The sequence below is a fragment of the Limimaricola cinnabarinus LL-001 genome (assembly GCF_000466965.1).
GTDB lineage: Bacteria > Pseudomonadota > Alphaproteobacteria > Rhodobacterales > Rhodobacteraceae > Limimaricola > Limimaricola cinnabarinus.
In genome coordinates this window covers 21,482-39,495 of the sequence record NZ_BATB01000009.1, presented here as the reverse complement: position 1 = coordinate 39,495, position 18,014 = coordinate 21,482, and the positions used below count along the sequence as shown (strand labels likewise).

Genomic DNA, 18,014 nt, shown 5'->3' with positions numbered 1-18,014 from the left:
GGCTGTTTCAGGCGGCGAGGATGCCGCGCGGGTCGAACCTGGCGCGCAGGCCACGGGTCAGGCGCTGCAACGCCGGAGGCTCGGGCTGCGACGTCTGCAATGCGGCGTGGATCTCGGGGGCCGCGCGGACCAGCGTGGCGTGGCCATCATAGCGGCCCAGCCGCGCGCGCAGGTCGTCTCCCTCCGGCATGCGCAGCCACACCAGCCCGCCGCCCCAATCATAGAAGGCCTGCGTGGCCCCGGCCCGCGCCACGAGGGCGGCCGCCTCGCTTGGACGCACCGAGACGCGCCAGACATCGCCCGTCCGCCCGTGGAACGCGCCGCATCGCGAATGCCGCGCCAATGCGCGCGCACCGCGTCGCGGTCGGTCTCGGTTTCCCACGACCCATGGGCCTTGAGCCGCTCGGCCAGCGCTTGGCAACGATACGCGACCGAAGCGCCGAAGCCTTCGAGCCGAAGCTCGGTGCGCGGCCCGTCCGGGGCATGGGGATCATGCGCGGCACCAGACACCTCGAAGGGCGTGCCCAGCGCGTCCGACATCGCGCGCACCGCCGTCGCGTCGTCGAGGCCGTGGATCACAAGGTTCGCCGTGGTCTCGGTGCCGGGCAGCACCTTGAGCGCGACCTCGGTGATCACGCCCAGCGCGCCACGGCTCCCCGCCAGAAGTCGGGCGAGGTCGTAGCCGGTGACGTTCTTCATCACCCGGCCGCCATTCTTGACGATGGTGCCTTCGCCATCGACGAAGCGCAGCCCGAGCAGGTGATCGCGTGCCGCCCCCACCTGCATCCGGCGCGGGCCCGACACGTTGGCCGCCACCACGCCGCCGATGGTCGGCGTGCCCTTGGTGCCCAGAAGCGCGCGGTGGTCCATGGGCTCGAAGGCGAGCCGCTGGTTCGCACGCGCCAGCGTCGCGTCGATCTCCTCGACCGGCGTGCCGGCCAGCGCCACCAGCGTCAGCGCCGCCGGGTCGTGCAGCACGATGCCGCTCAGCCCGGAGGTCGTGAGCGGCGTGCCCTCGGGTAGGAGGCCGCGCGTGCCGCCGCCGCGCACGGAGAGAGGGCCGGACGCATCGCGCACCGCCTCGGCCAGCTCGGCCTCGGAGCCGGGGCGGATCATGCCCGGCGTCCTTCGCTGACCGCGAGCGGGAAGACCTTGGCGGGGTTCAGGAGCCATTTGGGGTCGAACACGTCCTTCACCTTCATCTGTGCCTCAAGATCCTGCGGTTCGAACTGCACCGTCATCAGGTCGCGCTTTTCCACGCCGACACCGTGCTCGCCGGTGAGGCAGCCGCCGACCTCGACGCAAAGCCGCAAGATATCGGCGCCCATCTCCTCGCATTTCTCCAGATCGCCCTCCTTGTTCGCGTCGAACAGGATCAGCGGATGCATGTTACCGTCGCCGGCGTGGAACACGTTGGCGACGCCGAGGCCGTACTGGTCGCTCAGCTCACCGATGCGCTTGAGAACCTCGGGAAGGGCCGAAACCGGGATCGTGCCGTCGAGGCACATGTAGTCGTTGATCTGGCCCATCGCGCCGAAGGCCGATTTGCGCCCGAGCCAGATCCGCGCCGCCTCGTCGGCGTCCTGCGCCGCGCGGATCTCCACGGGGTCGTGGTCGCGGGCGATCTTCAGGATCGTCTCGAGCTGGTGGTTGATCTCGTCGGCCGACCCCTCGACCTCGACGATCAAGAGCGCCTCGCAATCGGGGTAGCCCGCCTGGGCGAAGGCCTCGCAGGCGCGGATGCAGGGGCGGTCCATGTATTCGATCGCCACCGGTAGCACGCCCGCCTCGATGATGTCGGCCACGCAGGCACCCGCGGCCTCGGCGCTGTCATATCCCATGAGGACGGGAAGCGCGCCCTCGGGCTTGGGCAGGATGCGCAGCGTCGCCTCGGTCACGACGCCGAGCTGGCCCTCGGAGCCGCAGATCACGCCCAGAAGGTCGAGCCCGGCCGCATCCATGTAAGCGCCGCCGATCTCGATCACCGTGCCGTCCATCTGCACCATGGTCACACCAAGCAGGTTGTTGGTCGTCACCCCGTATTTCAGGCAATGCGCGCCGCCCGAATTCATCGCGATGTTGCCCGCGATGGCGCAGGCGAGCTGGCTCGACGGGTCAGGGGCATAGAAGAAACCCAGTTCCTCGACCGCGCCCGTGACGCTCAGATTGGTGCGCCCGGTCTGGACCCGGATGATCCGATCCGCCGTGTCGGTCTCGAGCACCCGATTCATCCGCGACACGCCGAGGATCACCGAATCTGCGGTCGGCAGCGCGCCGCCCGCAAGCGAAGTACCGGAGCCGCGCGGCACGACAGGCACGTTTTCCTCGTGACAGATCCTGAGCGCCGCCGAGACTTCCTCGGTCGTGGCGGGCAGCACCACGCAAAGCGGCGGGCAGCGATAGGCGGTGAGCGCATCGCACTCGTAGGCGCGGGTCTCGGCGGGGTCGTAGATCACGCCACGATCGCCCAACGCTTCGGTGAGCCGTGCGACGACCTGCGCCTTCTTCGCCATGACGCGGGCATCTGGGGATGGCATCTGCATGGGTCGCTCCTCCTGCCCGCAAGGGCCTCACGCGGGATTGGTAAGGAAATATAACCAAAGCGCCCCCATGGCAAGCGCGGCGAAGCGCCGCTAGGGTGCCGGGCATGGATCCGCTTGCCAGCCTGCCGCATCTTTCCCTTGTCGACGCCGCCGGGCTGCTTTTGCTGCTGCTGGGCTATTGGGGCATCGGCTGGCGCATCGAGCATCCCGGACGACGGCCCTCTGTGACCGTGCTGATGGCCGAGCATCGGCGCGAATGGATGCGCGAATTCGTGCAGAGGGGAAACCGGATCTTCGACGCGACGATCATGGGCAGCCTGCGGCAGGGCACATCGTTCTTCGCCTCGACCTGTCTTCTCGCCGTGGGCGGCGTGCTCGCCCTCATCGGCAACACCGAGCCGTTGCAAGGGGTGGCCGAAGGGCTGGGACAGGGGCGGCAACCGGCGGTGCTGTGGCAGATCAAGCTGCTGCCGGTGGCGCTCTTGCTGACGCATGCCTTCCTGAAGTTCGTCTGGGCGCACCGGATCTTCGGTTACTGCTCGGTGCTGATGGCCTCGGTTCCCAATGCCGCCGACGACGCGCGCGCGCTGCCGCGCGCCATGCAGGCGGCGGAGTTGAACATCCGCGCGGCCTGGAACTTCAATCGCGGGCTGAGGGCAATGTATTTCTCGCTGGGTGCATTGGCTTGGCTATTGGGGTCATGGGCGCTGGTCGTGGCCATGGTCGCGGTACTTTGGCTGCTGTGGAGCCGGGAGTTCGCCTCCGTGCCGCGCGCGGTTCTCGCGAACGGGGTCTGAGGGGGTCGCTGCCCCCGCCGCTGCGTGCCCCTCGTGAGTATTTCTTGAGTGAAGTGGCCGGAAGGGGAGCGGCGGGTCAGCGCCTCGCCTCACGCAGCCACGCTCCGAGCATCAGGCCCGCCGCCAGCGCCAGCAGCACCCAAGCGGGCAGCAGCGGCGTCACCGTAAGGTCGAGCGTGCGGTACGCCCCGCGCGGGGTGAGACCGATCCAGCCGCGACCGGCGGCGGGGCGGCCGGGCCGCACGTCGCGCAAGGTGGGAAGCCCGTCCTCCATCGACACGATGCCGCCGCGCGTCGCGGCCACCGCGGTTTCCAGCGCCTCGCCGCCCGCAATGGTCTGCTCGAACTCGCGCGGGGCCGCGGGACCGAGCGCGATCACCGCCGACTGCTCGCCCTCGGCCAGCCGGTAGAGCCCCATGCGCGGCGCGGTCCACCGCGCCTCGAAGCGGCCCGGCTCGACCTCCTCCAGCGGCACCTGCGTCTCGGTGCCATCGGGGGCGGTCACGGTGGCAGGGCCGACCTCTTCGGAGAGCGAGCGGCGGATGATGCGCATGGAAAGACCCGAAGGCTCGGCCCAGAGGGCCTCTTCCTCGAGTTCCGGCTCCTTCATCATCCAATGCGCGAGACGGCGCAGCAGGTCGAGTTGCGGGCCGCCGCCGTCATAGCCGCGCCCCCAGAGCCAGACCTGATCGGAAGCCAGCAGCGCCACGCGCCCGTCGCCGACCCGGTCGAGCGTCAGCAGGGGGCGGTCGTCCGGTCCGGCGAGGGCGACGGTGGCGCTCTGCGTCGGTTCGATTTCGACCTGCCGGAACCAGCGGCCCCAATCGGGTCTGAGCGGATCGGTGTCGGCCTCGATCCACGGATCGGCGAGGCCCGAAGTCACGGGATGGCGCGCGCCAAGCTCGGTCAGCTCGGGGCGGAACGCCCGCTCCACCACCCGCGCGCTGGGCGCGCCGGGCAGCACGAAGCCCAGAGGGCTGCGGTAGATGCTGTCGGCGCCCGCATATTCCGGACCGGCGGTGACCAGCACCGCGCCGCCCTCCTCGACGTAACGCGCGACATTGGCGAAGTAGTCCGAGGGCAGGATTCCGCGGCGGCGGTAGCGGTCGAACACGATCAGGTCGAATTCGTCGATCTTCTCGATGAACAGCTCGCGCGTCGGAAAGGCGATGAGCGACAGCTCCTCGACCGGCACGCCGTCCTGCTTTTCGGGCGGGCGCAGGATGGTGAAGTGCACCAGATCGACCGAAGGGTCGGATTTCAGCAGGTTGCGCCATGTCCGCTCGCCTGCATAGGCTCGCCCGAGACCAAGAGCACGCGCAGCCGGTCGCGCACGCCGTTGATCTGCACCACGCTTTCGTTGTTGCGCGCGGTCAGCTCGCCCGGCGCCTCCGGCGTGGCGAACTGCAGCACGTTCATGCCGCCATGCGGCAGCGTCACGGGCAGGGCGATGTCGCGGCCGAGCGGTACTTCGAAGCGCATCGGCTCACCACCATCGACGGCGATGGTGAGCGGGACAGTGCTCCCTGTCTCTGGGGCGGCGCCGCTGTCCTCGACCCGTAGCGTCAGTTCGATCTCCTCGCCGAGGATGGCGAAGGCCGGCGCGTTGCGCACCACGAGGCGGCGGTCCCAATCGGTCTCGCGCCCAGAGAGCAGCACATGCGCGGGCGCGGGCAGGTCGGGGGCGCGGGCGGCATCGTGAAGGCGCCCGTCGGTGAGCATCACCACGCCCGCGACGCGGCCCTGCGGCTCCTCGGAGAGGGCTTCGGCAAGCGCGGTCATCAGCTTCGTGCCGCCATCCTCGGGCGCGTCGGTGACGCGCACGACCCGAAGCTCGGTATTGGCGCGCGCGGCGATCCGGGCGCGCAGATCGTCGAGGGCGGTCTCGGTCTGCGCCGCCCGGTCCGACAGGGTCTGACTTGCGCTCTCGTCCACCACGGCGATGACGATGTCCGACAAAGGCTGGCGTTCTTCCTGCCGCAGCGCCGGGTTCGAGAGACCTGTCAGAAGCGCGATCCCGGCCAGCGCGCGCAGCCACCAGCCCGGCAGGCCGCGCCACAGCGCGAACGCGACGATCAGACCCGTCAGCGCCGCAAGCGCCCAGAGCACAGGCCACGGCAGCAGCGCATCGAAGATCACCGTGCCGGTCATTGTCCGAGCCTTTCGAGCAGGGCGGGCACGTGGACCTGATCGGATTTGTAATTGCCGGTGAGCACGTGCATCACGAGGTTCACGCCGAACCGATAGGCCATCTCGCGCTGCCGCTCACCGGCCATGCCGCGCCCGACCGGGTAGAGCGGCATGCCCACCGGGTTCATCGCCCAAGCCGCGGCCCAGTCGTTGCCACCGATCACAACCGGAGTCACGTTGTCGTTCAGGTTGCGAAACGGCATGCCGGGGGTCGGCTCCTCCTCGGGGGCGGCCTCGACCCAGACGTCACGGCCCTGATGGCGGCCCGGAAAATCCTGCAGCAGGTAGAAGGTGCGGGTCAGCACGTGGTCCTCGGGGACCGGCGACAGCGGCGGCACGTCGAGCGGACGCGCGATGGCCTGCAGGCGGCGGCCCTCGGGCGTCGCGGCCCCGAGACCCGCGATGCCCGCGTCGCGCGTGTCGAACACGATCATGCCACCGCCGCGCAGATAGGCGTTGAGCCGGTCATAGGCGGCCTCCGACGGGATCGGCGTGGTGCCGGTGATCGGCCAGTAGAGCAGCGGGAAGAAGGACAGCTCGTCGGTCTCTGGATCGACCTCCATCGGCGCGGCGGGCTCGACCGAGGTGCGCTGCCACAGGGCGCGCCCGAGACCTTCGAGGCCCTGGCGCGCGACCTCGTCAACCTGCGCATCGCCGGACAGGATGTAGCCCAGCACCACCGATCCGGTTGCCGCCTGCGCGAAGGCCTCGGCCTGCGGGTCCATCGGCGGCTCCTGCGCCTGCGCGCCGGGGACAGGTGGCAGCACGAGCGCCATAAGCAGCAGCGCCGCCCGCGCCCGCAGCCGCCCGCCCACCGCGAGCGAGGCCAAGGCGTCGATTGCCATCAGCGCCAGCGCCAGCGCTAGCAGCAGCCCAGCCAAAGGCCGCTCGGCCGGGCGTTCCAGCCCCTCGACGGCGATGCGGGCGGGCCAGCGGGCAGGGGCGAGCGTGGTATCGGCGCGCGTGACGTTGAGCGCGAAGCGGCCCGCCTCGCCCGCGTAAAGCCCCGGCGGCAGATCGGGGCCGAGATCGCCGGCCGCCAAGGCCTCTCCCGGCACGGCGGCGCGGGTGTCGGTCTCGGTCAGGCGCCTTCGGCGTCCATGATCTCGACGGCCTGCCAGCTCGTGCCCGCGAGATCGGTAGCAGCGTCGGGATCGGTGCGCGCCGAGATGGCGAGACGCTCGAGCATCGACACGAACAGCCCCGACAGCGGCAGCGACGACCATTCGGCATTGGCGGTGACATGGACCAGCACGACCTGCCCGTCGCCTAGAGGCTTGCGCGTGACCAACGGCGTGCCGTCCGAAAGCTGCGCGATGACGCGGGCGGCGAGGTCGGGGCCGGGCTGGGCCACGACCTGCGCGCGCACCGTCACGTCACCCGGTACCGCGAGGCCGAAGAACGGGCTGTCGGCCTCGAAGGGCGCGATGGTCTTGGGTTCGCCCCAGCTCATCGTGCCCCCGACCGAGCGGCCCCCGACGCGCAGCCGCACCGGCATCAGGGGATCGTCGCCGTCGCGGCCTGCATCCGATGCGGCGAGGCGCGGCCCGGCAAAGCGCAGGAGCAAGCCGCCGCTCTCGACCCATACCTGCAGCGCCTCGGCCTCCGAAGGGGGCAGCGCGCCCGCATCGGCAAGGACGATCACGTCGGGATTGGCGGGGATCAACGTGGGCAGGTCGCCCGAGATCAGCTCGGCCTGCGGCTCCAGCGCCACGCGCAGATAGTGCAGCGGCGACATCAATTCGGCGGCCTCGCGGGTCTCGCGGCTCTCGACGAGGCCGATCTCGCGGCGGCGCAGCGCGTCGTCGGTCAGTGCCACGGCGGCGGCCGAGCGCGCGCCCTCGATCTCGAAGCGGGTGACGCGGTTGCGCAGTTCGGGCGGCAGCGCCAGCGCCGCCTGCGCCACAGCGTCGCCGGGGGCGAAGGACAGCGTCGCGGTGGCCAGCCGCCGCTCGATCCCGGCCGGATCGAGGCCGTGGGCGGCGATGCTGGCCTGCGCCGCGCCGCCGATGGGGGTGCGGACGGCCTCGAGCGCGATCTCGGTGCTGTCGAGCCGCGGCGGACGCAGCGCGAGGATGCGGCGCGGGGTCTGGATCACCCGGACGGAGCCATGGGCCTCCAGCGTGTCGAGCAGGGCGGCGCGGTTGTCGCGCGCGAGCCCATCCGAGAGCCAGATGGTCTCGAACCGACCTCCAGCGAGGCGGTCCAGTCGGCGAGGGCTTGCGGGTCGGGCTCCCATGGGTGCGGGGCAACGCCGGGCAGGGTGGTCAGGACCGCCTCGGCGGGGTCGAAACGGGTCTCCGGCGGTGGGTTGGACAAGGTCACCACGGCGGCGGGGCGGTTCGCGCGCCGTGCTTCGCCAAGGAGCGCCTCGATCCGGGCCAGCCGCACCGGCCAGTCGCGCGCATCGGCCCATGTGCCATCGGCGAGGATCAGCAGCGGGCCACTGCCCGGCGCGCCTCGCTCGGCGGGGTTGAGGACCGGTCCGGCAAAGCCGATGATCGCGGCGGCGACGGCGAGGATGCGCAGCAAGAGCAGCCACCACGGCGTGCGGTCCGACTGGCTCTCGCGGTCCTGCAGGCCCAGAAGCAGCGCCACGCCGGGAAAGCGGCGGCGCAGTGGCGCGGGCGGCACCGCGCGCAGGATCAGCCAGAGCACCGGCAGCAGCACCAGCCCGGCCAGCAGCCAGGGCGAGAGGAAACCGACGGGGCCGAGGCTCCACATCAGCGGCGCTCCAGCGCGGCATAGAGCCACAGCAGCGCCGAGGCGGCGCTCTCGGAGGTGCGGTGGGTGGAAAACTGCCAGCCGGTGGCATGGGCCAGCCCGGCCAGACGGTCGCGGCGCTCGGCCAGCCGTTCGAGATAGCGGTCTCGCAGGTCGCCCGCCTTCAGCGTCTCATGGCGCAGCGCCCCCGACATGCTCTCGAAGATCGTGCGCCCGTCATAGGGAAATGCCTCCTCGGCGGGATCGAGCACCTGCAGCATCGCGCCGCGCACGCCGCGATCCGCGCTGGCCGTCAGCATCGCCTCGACCGGCTCCACCGGTCCGAGGAAATCCGACACCAGCACCGCGCGGCTTTGCGGCGCGAGGCTTTCGGGGTCCGGGGTGCCGTGATCCCCGGTCCCGTCCTGCGACAGGATCTGCGCCAGCCGCGACAGCTGCCCGCGCCCCCGCCGCGGCGGCAACCGATGGTCCGCGAGGCCGACCCTTTCGCCACCCCGCGTCAGCGCCACCGCGAGGGCCAGCGCCAGAAGCCGGGCGCGGTCGCCCTTGGAGGCGAGCCTCGGCGTCGAGGCAAAGCCCATCGAGGCCCCGTCATCGACCCAGAGCGCGACGCTCTGCGCGATCTGCCATTCCTTTTCTTGTATGAAGGCGTGGTCGGCGCGCCCCGAGCGGCGCCAGTCGATGGCGCGCGCCGTGTCATGCGGCTGAGCGGCGCGGTATTGCCAGAAATTGCTGCCCGCCCCGGCGCGCCTGCGGCCATGCTCGCCCATGAGCACCGTCTGGGCGAGCTGCTCGGCCTCGGCCAGAAGCGGCGGCAGCGGGGCGGCGAGGTCCTCGGCCCGCCCGCGCAGGCCCAGAGGGCTCAAGTCCGGGGCGGGGCTGGCGGTCACGCCGCCGCCTCGGCCCGTGTCACATGCTCGGCCACCCGCGCGATGACCGCGGGCAGGGTCTCGCCCCGCGCCCGCGCGGCAAAGCCCAGCGCCATCCGGTGTTCCAGCACCGGCACGGCGAGGCGCGCCACGTCCTGCGGCCCCGGCACGAGACGCCCGTCGAGCAGCGCCTCGGCCCGCACCGCGAGCATCAAGCCTGCGCCGCGCGCGGCCCCGGCCCCCAGCTCACCGACTGGCGCAGATCCGCCAGAGCCTCGGGCTCGTCGGGGCGGCAGGCGCGCACCAGATCGAGGATCAACTCCATCACAGTCTCGCCCACCGGCATCCGGCGTAGCAGGCGCTGGGCGTCGAGCAACTCCTGCGCGGTGAATACCGCCTCGGCCGCGCCCTCCTCGATGCCGGTGGTGGCCAGCAGGATTGCGCGTTCGGTGTCACGGGTGGGATAGGGCACGTCGATCTGGAACAGGAACCGGTCGAGCTGCGCCTCGGGCAACGGATAGGTGCCCTCCTGCTCCAGCGGGTTCTGGGTGGCGAGCACGTGGAACGGGCGGCCCAGCGGGCGGTGCTGTCCCGCGATGGTCACCTCGCGCTCCTGCATCGCCTGCAGGAGTGCGGATTGGGTGCGGGGGGAGGCGCGGTTGATCTCGTCGGCCATCAGAAGCTGGCAGAACACCGGGCCCTCGATGAAGCGAAACGAGCGGGACCCGTCGGCGGCGGTCTCCAGCACTTCACTGCCCAGAATATCGGCGGGCATCAGGTCGGGAGTGAACTGGATGCGGCTGCCCCGCAGCCCCATCACCGTCGAAAGCGCATCGACCAGCCGTGTCTTGCCGAGGCCCGGCAGTCCGACGAGCAGCGCATGCCCCCCACACAAGAGAGCCGAGAGCGTCAGTTCGACCACCCGCTCCTGACCGACGAAACGCCGTGCCACGCTGTCGCGGGCCTGCGCGAGCCGGTCGCCGAGGTTCTCGATTGCCGCGAGGAGGTCCGCATCGCTCATCTGCTCTGGCATGACAGCCTTCCCGTCCTAGTCTAGCATTGCAGTCTCAGCAGATACCGTGGCGGGTTCCGATGGCAAACACAAAGAACAGTGAGACGACCGCCGCCCCTTCGGCGGAAAGCCTCGCATCGGCGGCAAGCCGGGCGGGTGCGCGGGGCCCCGCGCCGGTGCATCTGTGGGATCCGCCCTTTTGCGGTGATCTCGACATGCGGATCGCGCGCGACGGGACATGGTTCCACGAGGGCACACCGATCGGTCGCGAGCGGATGGTCAAGCTCTTCGCCTCGATTCTCAAGCGCGAGGGCGACAGGCATTACCTCGTCACCCCGGTCGAGAAGGTCGGCATCACCGTTGACGACGCGCCCTTTGTCGCGGTCGATGTCGCGCGGGACGGGGAGGGGCTGCGCTTTACCACCAATTTGGACGAAACGGCGATGGCGGGCCCGGAGCATCCGATCCGGGTGATCCGCGATCCCGAAACGGGCGAGCCGTCGCCCTATATCGAGATCCGTTCGGGGTTGGAGGCGCTGATCGACCGCAAGAGCTTCTACCGGCTGGTGGAGCTTGGCGAAACCGCGCCGCATGAGGATGAAGACTGGTTCGGCGTGCGGTCGAACGACGTGTTCTTTCCGATCATCCCGGCAGCCGAACTTCCGTAAAGAACGCGGAAGCCCGGGGCAGGGCTTCCGCGCCACGCGCTACCAAGGCCACTCGTCAACCGACGCCACGGGGCTGCATCGGGCGTCGTCTCGTATCATGTCGGAGAACTGCGACATTGACGTAACGGCATCTTAAAGCAGCGGGGCTGTTTCGCCAAGGCCGGGCATCCGTGCGGCAAAGCGGTGTGGATGCCCGAAAGGCGGGCGCGTCCGAACGCCGCCCCGCCGCGAGGCAGCCGGGTCAGACCGAGCTGCAGATGTATTTCATCTCGAGATAGTCATCGATTCCGTGGCGCGACCCCTCGCGGCCCAGCCCCGACTGCTTGACCCCGCCAAAGGGCGCGACCTCGGTCGAGATGATGCCGGTGTTCACCCCGACGATGCCGTATTCCAGCGCCTCGGCCACCTTGGTCACGCGGCTCAGATCCTTGGCGTAGAAATACGAGGCGAGACCGAAGATCGTGTCGTTGGCCATCTCGATCACCTCGTCCTCGTCCTTGAAGGCGAAGAGCGGCGCGAAGGGGCCGAATGTCTCCTCATGTGCGACCTTCATGCCCTGTTTCGCCCCGGTGACGACGGTGGGCTGGAAGAACTGGCCGCCCAGGTCATGCGCCTCGCCGCCGGTGAGCAGCGTCGCACCGTGATCGAGCGCGTCCTTGAGGTGATCGCGCACCTTGTCGATGGCCGAAGCCTCGATCAGCGGTCCGAGATCGGTGCCGTCAGAGAGACCGTCGCCGACACGCAGCTTTTCGACCGCGACCTTCAGGCGCTTGGCGAACTCGTCATAGACGCCCTTTTGCACGTAGATGCGGTTGGCACAGACGCAGGTCTGGCCGTTGTTGCGGAACTTGCACTGGATCGCGCCTTCGACCGCCGCATCCAGATCGGCGTCGTCGAACACGATGAAGGGGGCGTTGCCGCCCAACTCCATCGAGCATTTCATCACCTGATCGGCGGCCTGCCGCAGCAGCGTTCGGCCCACCTCGGTCGAGCCGGTGAAGGTCAGCTTGCGCACCTTGGGGTTCTCGCAGAACTCCTTGCCCACTTCGGAGGAGGAGGTCGAGGTGACCACCGAGAACACGCCCTCGGGCACGCCCGCCTCCTCGGCCAGCACAGCCATGGCGAGCGCCGAGAGCGGGGTGAGCGAGGCGGGGCGGATCACGAAGGAACAGCCCGCCGCCAGCGCCGGGGCCACCTTGCGCGCGATCATCGCGTTGGGGAAGTTCCACGGCGTGATCCCGGCGGCGACGCCGATCGGCTGGCGGATCACGGTGATCCGCTTGTCGGGCATGTGGCCGGGGATGGTCTCGCCATAGACGCGCTTGGCCTCTTCGCCGAACCATTCGACGAAGCTCGCGCCATAGGCCACCTCGCCACGGCTCTCGGCGAGCGGCTTGCCCTGCTCGGCGGTCATCAGGATCGCCAGATCCTCCTGATGCTCCATCATCAGGTCGTACCAGCGGCGCAGGATCTTGGCGCGCTCTTTGCCGGTTTTCGCGGCCCAGGGCTTTTGCGCCTTGTGGGCGATGTCGATCGCCTGCGCGATCTCGGCCCGGCCCAGATCGGCGACCGTGGCGAGAACGTCGCCGCGCGCGGGGTTGGTGACGTCGAAGGTCTTGCCGTCCTTCGCGGAGACCCACTTGCCGCCGAGAAAGGCGCGGTCGCGAACGAGGTCGGGGCGGCTGAGCAGTGACTTGATGTCGGTGCGGTCGTCGAGCATGACTTTTCCTCCAGAGGTTCGGGCGCATCCTTCACCGCGAGGGTAGGGCGGGTCCAGCCCCGGAACAGGGAGGAATGAGGTGACCGAGATGCGCGCCGCAACGCATGGGCAAAGCCGTGCCGAGATCGACGAGGCCTATGCCAATGCCAGCCACATCCCCGGCGGCATGGACTACCCCGCGCGCTGGGCCGCTGCCGCCGCCGCTTTTCGCGAAAGCCATCCGCCACAGGTTATCGTTTATGGCGACGGCGCGCGGCAGAAGCTCGACCTGTTTCGGCCCGAAGGCGTGGCCAAGGGCGCGGTGATCTTTGTGCATGGCGGCTTCTGGAAGGCGTTCAACAAGAGCGTCTGGTCACATCTGGCAGCGGGGGCCTTGGATCGGGGCTGGGCCGTGGTGATGCCCTCCTACACGCTGGCGCCCGAGGCCCGGATCGGCGCGATGACCCGCGAGATCGAGGCTGCCATCGGCGCGGTGGCCGAGGTCGTTCCGGGCCCGATCAGGCTCGCCGGGCATTCGGCTGGCGGGCATCTGGTGGCGCGCATGGCCTGCGCCGATCTCACCCCCGGCTGGCGCGACAGGGTGGCGCGGATCGTGCCGATCTCGCCCCTGTCGGATCTGCGCCCGTTGATGGGGGCCACGATAAACGACGATCTGGGTCTCGATGAGGAGGAGGCCGTGGCCGAGAGCCCCGTGCTGTGCGATCAGGTGAACCTGCCGATGACGGTCTGGGTCGGTGCGGCCGAACGCCCGGCCTTTCTAGATCAGGCGCGCTGGCTGGCCGAGAGGCGCGGCTGCGATCTGGTTGAGGCACCGGGGCGGCACCATTTCGATGTGATCGAGGGTCTGGCAGAGGCCGACAGCCCGCTGATACAGGCGCTTCTGGCCTGAGGGGGCGACTCTTCGGTTCGTCCCGGCGCACCGGCACGGCGAAGGGGAATCAATTGCCGAATCTTTCCCCCCAGGACGGCTGCGACCCGCCCGGCGCGGCGTGATACACGGCCCGCGCGATGGCCCGCGACAGGCACACCGCCGCCGCATGCCCGATCCAGAGCGCCTCGGTGACGGGATCGGCGAGCGGGCGCGCACCCGTCGCCACGGCGAAGACCAGATCGCCGTCGAGCGGGGTATGCGCGGGCAGCAGCGCGCGGGCGAGGCCGTCCTGCGCCGCCACCGCCATCCGGTGACACCCCGCCTTGTCGAGCACGGCATCAGTGGCGACGATGGCGATGGTGGTGCTTTCGCCCGGCCGCGCGAGCTTGCTCGGCGGCGGGCCGGGGGGTGGCATCGCGGGGCCCAGCCCTCCGAATTCGTCCCCGATCTCCCATGGGGCGGCCCAAAATCGTGGCCCGCCGCCGATGCAGGCAGAGCCCACGGCGTTCACCGCGACCAGAGCGCCCACCACATGGCCGCTAGCGAGCTGCATAGAGGCGGTGCCGGTGCCGCCGCGCAGATCCGCCGTGGTGGCCCCATGGCCCGCGCCAAAGCTGCCCTCGTCGACACGTGCGTCCGCGGCCTCGAACGCGGCGCGGCCCAGCGCCGCATAAGGGTTGGCCCCCCAAGCCTTGTCGCCGCCATTGCCGAGATCGAACAGGATCGCGGCGGGCACGATGGGCACGCGCTGGCCCGCCGCCTCGAATCCGCGCCCCGCCGCGCGCAGCGCATCCATCACGCCCGAAGCCGCGTCGAGACCGAAGGCCGAGCCGCCCGACAGCACCAGTGCATCGACTGCGCCGACCAGCTTGTCAGGGGCCAGAAGCTCGGTCTCGCGGGTGCCGGGCGCGCCGCCTCGTACGTCGACCGAGGCCACGAAAGGCATCTCGGCGGTCAGCACCGTGACGCCCGAGCGCAGCGCCCCGTCATGCGTCTGACCCACCTTCAGGCCAATGATATCGGTTATCGCGTCGCGCGCGCCGGATGTCATGACATAACGCTCAAGCAGATTTGACCCCTCGGTGCGATCAAACCCGCATCTTTGCCGGCCAAACGATTGGCGCATTCGATTGAAATCATTCGTGATTCATCCCGTTTTGCCGAAACGGCAACGCTTTCGCTCCGTGCGCCTTCGAAAAAGCCGGCCTCATTGCGGTTCCGGCCCGCGATGATAGGTTGCCGCGAACCCTTGCGTCAAAGGCTGTCCCAGATGATCTCCACCCCTTCCGCGATCACGCGCCGTCGACTGCTGACCGGCGCGGCCGCTCTGTCCGTCCTCCCCGCCTGCGCCGCCCGCGTCCCGACCTCCGCCGCTCCTGTCAGCGAGCAGGAGATTGGCGGCGTGCCGCTGAGCCAGATCGTCGATGGCTACGGTTTGATCGAGGATGCGGCTACCGGCTGCCGCCGGTGCCGCCGCAATACCTCCAGGGCCTCAATCGTCGCGCCTATGTGCCCTATCGCGGCTATGAATCCGCTGGCGTGATCGAAGCCGACCTGCATGCCAAGTTCCTGTATTTCATCCAGAACGACGGCATGGCCTGGCGCTTTCCCATCGGTGTCGGCCGGCAGGGCCTGTCGATGAGCTATGACACCGTGATCAAGCGCAAGGAACAGTGGCCGAGCTGGACCCCGACGCAGAACATGCTCAAGCGCGAACCCGAGATCTATGGAGAGTATCGCAACGGCGTGCCCGGCGGTCTCGCCAACCCGCTCGGGGCGCGCGCTCTCTACCTTTATCAGGGCAACCGCGACACCTATTACCGGATCCACGGCACCAACGATCTGGGATCGATCGGCAACTCGGGTTCGGCGGGCTGCATCCGCATGTTCAACCACGACGTCATCTTCCTCTTCCCCAAGGTGCCGATGCAGACCCGTGTGACGATTCGCGACTATGCCGATTCGGTCGCCATCGAAGGCGAGGCCGTGGCGAATCGGGGCCGCGAACTGCCGCCGACCTATGTGCCGCCCGAAGAACTCTACTCGGCCGCCGCCAACAGCGGACCGCCGCAATTCGGCGCGGCGTCGGGCGTCGAAAGCCTTGGCTATTGACGCCAAGCCGAGGTCCCGTCCCACCGGTGCCAAGCCTGCCTGCGCCGATAGGGCGGCCCCGGCAACCGGGGCGGCGGGTTCTTTCGAGAAATTCGGCGTCGCTTCAATCCTCAGGCCGGTGATCGCATGCCTGCCATGCCATCGGCGACCCAAAGCATGGTATCGATTGGCCCTGCGGGCCGGATGGTCTAAGTCACGATCGACCGACAGGGAGAAATGCGATGCGCTGGATTTCTTGGATCTTCTGGGGCGTGCTGCTGGCGTTTCTCGCGGCGCTCCTGCACTACAACCTGCCCAAGCGCGAGATCGTCCGCATCACCGGCGTCGAGATCAAGCTCGAGCGGATCGACCCCAATTCGGTGTTCTGGGCCGCGCCTGATACCGGCACGCCCTTGAACGGGCCGGTCGAGCGCGACGTGCGCTTCATCGACACGGTGCGCGCCGATGGCGGCGTCATGGTGTTTCGCAACGAGGATACGGGCGGCGGATGGCCACCCTACTTCAAGTTCGACAGCGCCAACCTGCAGGCCGAGGCGCGCAACCTCGTCTCCTCGTCCTCCGATCCGCAATGGGTGGCGATGCGCTATTACGGCTGGCGCCTGCCGCTGCTCTCGGTCTATCCCAACGCCCTGTCGGCCAAGCCTGTCGCCGGGCCGGACGTGCGGCTGATCCCGTGGTTCAACATCGTCTTCCTGCTGCTGCTCGTGGCGGTGATCTGGGCCGTGGGCGTCAGGCTGCGGCGATGGTCGCGCCATCACGTCTCGCCATGGCTCGATCGTGGCGACCGTCGTGTCGCGACTTGGGGCGATGCGATCCGCAGGCGGCGCGCGGCGCGCAAGTAGCCGCTCCTAGCCGGGCTGCACCACGTCGCGCTGCCGGGCCCGGCGAAACCGCTGCGGCGTCTCGCCATGCGCGACGCGGAACAGCTTGTGAAAATGCGACAGGTTCGGCACGCCGCATTCGGCGGCGATCTCGGCAAGGCTGTCGGCGCTGCCGGTCAACCTGCGCGCGGCATAATCCATCCGCTGCATGTTGACCCAGTCCGAAGGCGACATGTCGAGAAACCGCCGCATCGAACGGCTGACATGCGGATGCGCCTTGCCGGCAACGCGCGCGAATCCCGAGGCCCCGTCATGGAATACCTCCGGCTTGCGCGAGGCGGCGCAGGCGCGCGCCAGCCAATCGGGAGCGCCGTTGGGCAACGGCGCGGTTTCGTCCGCCAGCCCGCATAGGAGCGGCAGCAGGAACGCCTCTGCTCCCAAGGCGTCGCGCCGCCCGCGCTCCAGCCGCAGCGCGGCGCGGTTCAGCTCGGCGATCTGGTGGCTGTCGCGCATCAGCCGCTGCGGCGTGGCCGCTTCGGCCCAGAACAGCCGGCCCGCCAGCGCCGGATGCCGCTTCCCGAGATCGGCGATGAGGTCGGGATGCAGCGTCACCGACACCAGAAGCGCATCATCGCCCCGCCCCTGCAACCCATGCAGATGCCCCGGCGCCGCAAAGATCACGTCGCCCTCGACCAGATCCTCGCGCCCCTCGGGCAGGTGATGGCGCACCCGGCCGTTCTGCACCCACGCCATTTCGAAGAATCATGCCCATGCAGCGCCGGGCGCGTGGACCCGAGCGCGGCACGGGTCAGCGCGGCGCTCGCACCGGGGGCGAGGATATCGGTATGGGACAGGATCACGGCGGGGCGTTGCATGCTGCGAGGCTAGCAGGGTTTTCTGCAGATGCGAGAGGCAGGGCGCGCGGCCGGCGTGACGCGCGCGGTTTTTCGCGCTAGGGCAGGGCGCATCTGCATGAGGAGCCCTGCCGATGACCGCTTTCGACCGCACTCTCAAGATTGCCCCCTCGATTCTCTCCGCCGATTTCGCGGCCTTCGGCGCGGAAGTTCGCGCCATCGAGGCGCAGGGCGCGGATTGGGTCCATGTGGACGTAATGGACGGGCATTTCGTGCCCAATATCACCTTCGGGCCGCAGCTCGTGCGCGCGATCCGTCCGCATGTGAAGACGGTGATGGACGTGCACCTGATGATCGCGCCGGTCGACCCCTATATCGACGCCTTCGCCGAGGCGGGGGCCGATATCCTCACCGCCCATGTCGAGGCCGGGCCGCATATCCATCGTACGCTTCAGGCGATCCGCGGCGCGGGCATGAAGGCAGGTGTGGCGCTCAATCCCGGCACGCCGGTCGAGGCGGTGGCGCCGCTGCTGGACGATGTCGACCTCGTGCTCGTGATGACGGTGAACCCCGGCTTTGGCGGGCAGAAGTTCCTGCATCCCATGCTCGACAAGATTGCCGCCCTGCGCGCGATGATTGGCGACCGGGAGATCCATGTCGAGGTCGATGGCGGCGTCGATGCCAAGACCGCGCCGCTGGTGGCGCGCGCCGGGGCCGACGCCTTGGTTGCGGGTTCGGCAGTGTTCCGGGGCGGTTCGGTCGAGGCAGCCTCGGTCTATGGCGAGAACATTGCCGCGATTCGGGCAGCGGCGCAGACCTGACCGCTCGACGGC

At 69.5% G+C, this 18,014-nt stretch carries 12 protein-coding genes and 4 pseudogenes; 7 read left to right on the top strand and 9 right to left on the bottom strand.

What is annotated here, in order from left to right:
• Nucleotides 1-7 precede the first annotated feature (7 nt).
• A pseudogene (locus MBELCI_RS05425) lies at nucleotides 8-1,113 on the bottom strand (FAD-binding protein).
• Nucleotides 1,113-2,543 carry an FAD-linked oxidase C-terminal domain-containing protein gene (locus tag MBELCI_RS05420; protein WP_021693152.1) on the bottom strand — a complete coding sequence of 477 codons (1,431 nt, stop codon included), beginning with the start codon at nucleotides 2,541-2,543 and terminating at the stop codon, nucleotides 1,113-1,115. Before MBELCI_RS05420 ends, MBELCI_RS05425 begins: the two are co-directional and overlap by 1 nt.
• A 104-nt stretch (nucleotides 2,544-2,647) precedes the next feature.
• Here MBELCI_RS05420 and MBELCI_RS05415 point away from each other — a divergent pair, with 104 nt between their 5' ends.
• Nucleotides 2,648-3,340 (top strand): DUF599 domain-containing protein, encoded by a 693-nt coding sequence (locus MBELCI_RS05415; protein WP_045319755.1) that lies wholly within the window; start codon nucleotides 2,648-2,650, stop codon nucleotides 3,338-3,340.
• Nucleotides 3,341-3,416: 76 nt separating this feature from the next.
• On the opposite strand, the pseudogene MBELCI_RS05410 reads toward MBELCI_RS05415, so the two are convergent.
• From MBELCI_RS05410 to MBELCI_RS05395, 4 genes and pseudogenes are all read right to left on the bottom strand, one after another.
• Nucleotides 3,417-5,491: pseudogene (locus MBELCI_RS05410) on the bottom strand (hypothetical protein).
• Nucleotides 5,488-8,254 (bottom strand): annotated as a pseudogene (locus MBELCI_RS05405) (DUF4159 domain-containing protein). Before MBELCI_RS05405 ends, MBELCI_RS05410 begins: the two co-directional pseudogenes overlap by 4 nt.
• Nucleotides 8,254-9,144, bottom strand: a complete 891-nt coding sequence (locus tag MBELCI_RS05400) for a DUF58 domain-containing protein (RefSeq protein ID WP_021693148.1) — start codon at nucleotides 9,142-9,144, stop codon at nucleotides 8,254-8,256. The pseudogene MBELCI_RS05405 and the gene MBELCI_RS05400 overlap by 1 nt, the downstream one beginning before the upstream one ends.
• Nucleotides 9,141-10,144 (bottom strand): annotated as a pseudogene (locus MBELCI_RS05395) (AAA family ATPase). Before MBELCI_RS05395 ends, MBELCI_RS05400 begins: the two are co-directional and overlap by 4 nt.
• A gap of 71 nt (nucleotides 10,145-10,215) precedes the next feature.
• Between MBELCI_RS05395 and MBELCI_RS05390 the strand changes: the two are divergent.
• Entirely contained in the window at nucleotides 10,216-10,803 is a 588-nt protein-coding gene (locus MBELCI_RS05390) for a DUF1285 domain-containing protein (protein WP_021693146.1), read from the top strand.
• A gap of 241 nt (nucleotides 10,804-11,044) precedes the next feature.
• On the opposite strand, the gene MBELCI_RS05385 is transcribed toward MBELCI_RS05390, so the two are convergent.
• The gene (locus tag MBELCI_RS05385; protein ID WP_021693145.1) at nucleotides 11,045-12,523 is read right to left on the bottom strand and encodes an NAD-dependent succinate-semialdehyde dehydrogenase; all 1,479 of its coding nucleotides are present in this window, start codon (nucleotides 12,521-12,523) and stop codon (nucleotides 11,045-11,047) included.
• A gap of 88 nt (nucleotides 12,524-12,611) precedes the next feature.
• Here MBELCI_RS05385 and MBELCI_RS05380 point away from each other — a divergent pair, with 88 nt between their 5' ends.
• Entirely contained in the window at nucleotides 12,612-13,412 is an 801-nt protein-coding gene (locus MBELCI_RS05380) for a hormone-sensitive lipase (protein WP_045319769.1), read from the top strand.
• 49 nt (nucleotides 13,413-13,461) lie between these two features.
• On the opposite strand, the gene MBELCI_RS05375 is transcribed toward MBELCI_RS05380, so the two are convergent.
• Nucleotides 13,462-14,445: a P1 family peptidase gene (locus MBELCI_RS05375; protein ID WP_045319754.1), complete on the bottom strand. Its 984-nt coding sequence runs from the start codon at nucleotides 14,443-14,445 to the stop codon at nucleotides 13,462-13,464.
• Nucleotides 14,446-14,511: 66 nt separating this feature from the next.
• Between MBELCI_RS05375 and MBELCI_RS21490 the strand changes: the two genes are divergently transcribed.
• From MBELCI_RS21490 to MBELCI_RS05365, 3 genes are all read left to right on the top strand, one after another.
• Entirely contained in the window at nucleotides 14,512-14,937 is a 426-nt protein-coding gene (locus MBELCI_RS21490; protein ID WP_235047574.1) for a hypothetical protein, read from the top strand.
• A complete protein-coding gene (locus tag MBELCI_RS05370) occupies nucleotides 14,934-15,506 on the top strand; it encodes a L,D-transpeptidase (RefSeq protein ID WP_021693141.1) in 573 nt (190 codons plus the stop codon). The genes MBELCI_RS21490 and MBELCI_RS05370 overlap by 4 nt, the downstream gene beginning before the upstream one ends.
• 221 nt (nucleotides 15,507-15,727) lie before the next feature.
• Nucleotides 15,728-16,348, top strand: a complete 621-nt coding sequence (locus MBELCI_RS05365) for a DUF1523 family protein (RefSeq protein WP_021693140.1) — start codon at nucleotides 15,728-15,730, stop codon at nucleotides 16,346-16,348.
• Nucleotides 16,349-16,354: 6 nt separating this feature from the next.
• Here MBELCI_RS05365 and MBELCI_RS05360 read toward each other — a convergent pair whose 3' ends face one another.
• Nucleotides 16,355-17,080 carry a helix-turn-helix domain-containing protein gene (locus MBELCI_RS05360; RefSeq protein ID WP_021693139.1) on the bottom strand — a complete coding sequence of 242 codons (726 nt, stop codon included), beginning with the start codon at nucleotides 17,078-17,080 and terminating at the stop codon, nucleotides 16,355-16,357.
• 235 nt (nucleotides 17,081-17,315) lie between these two features.
• On the opposite strand from MBELCI_RS05360, the gene rpe reads away from it, so the two are divergent.
• On the top strand, nucleotides 17,316-18,002 hold the full coding sequence (rpe, locus tag MBELCI_RS05355; protein WP_021693138.1) for a ribulose-phosphate 3-epimerase: 687 nt from the start codon (nucleotides 17,316-17,318) through the stop codon (nucleotides 18,000-18,002).
• Nucleotides 18,003-18,014 lie beyond the last annotated feature (12 nt).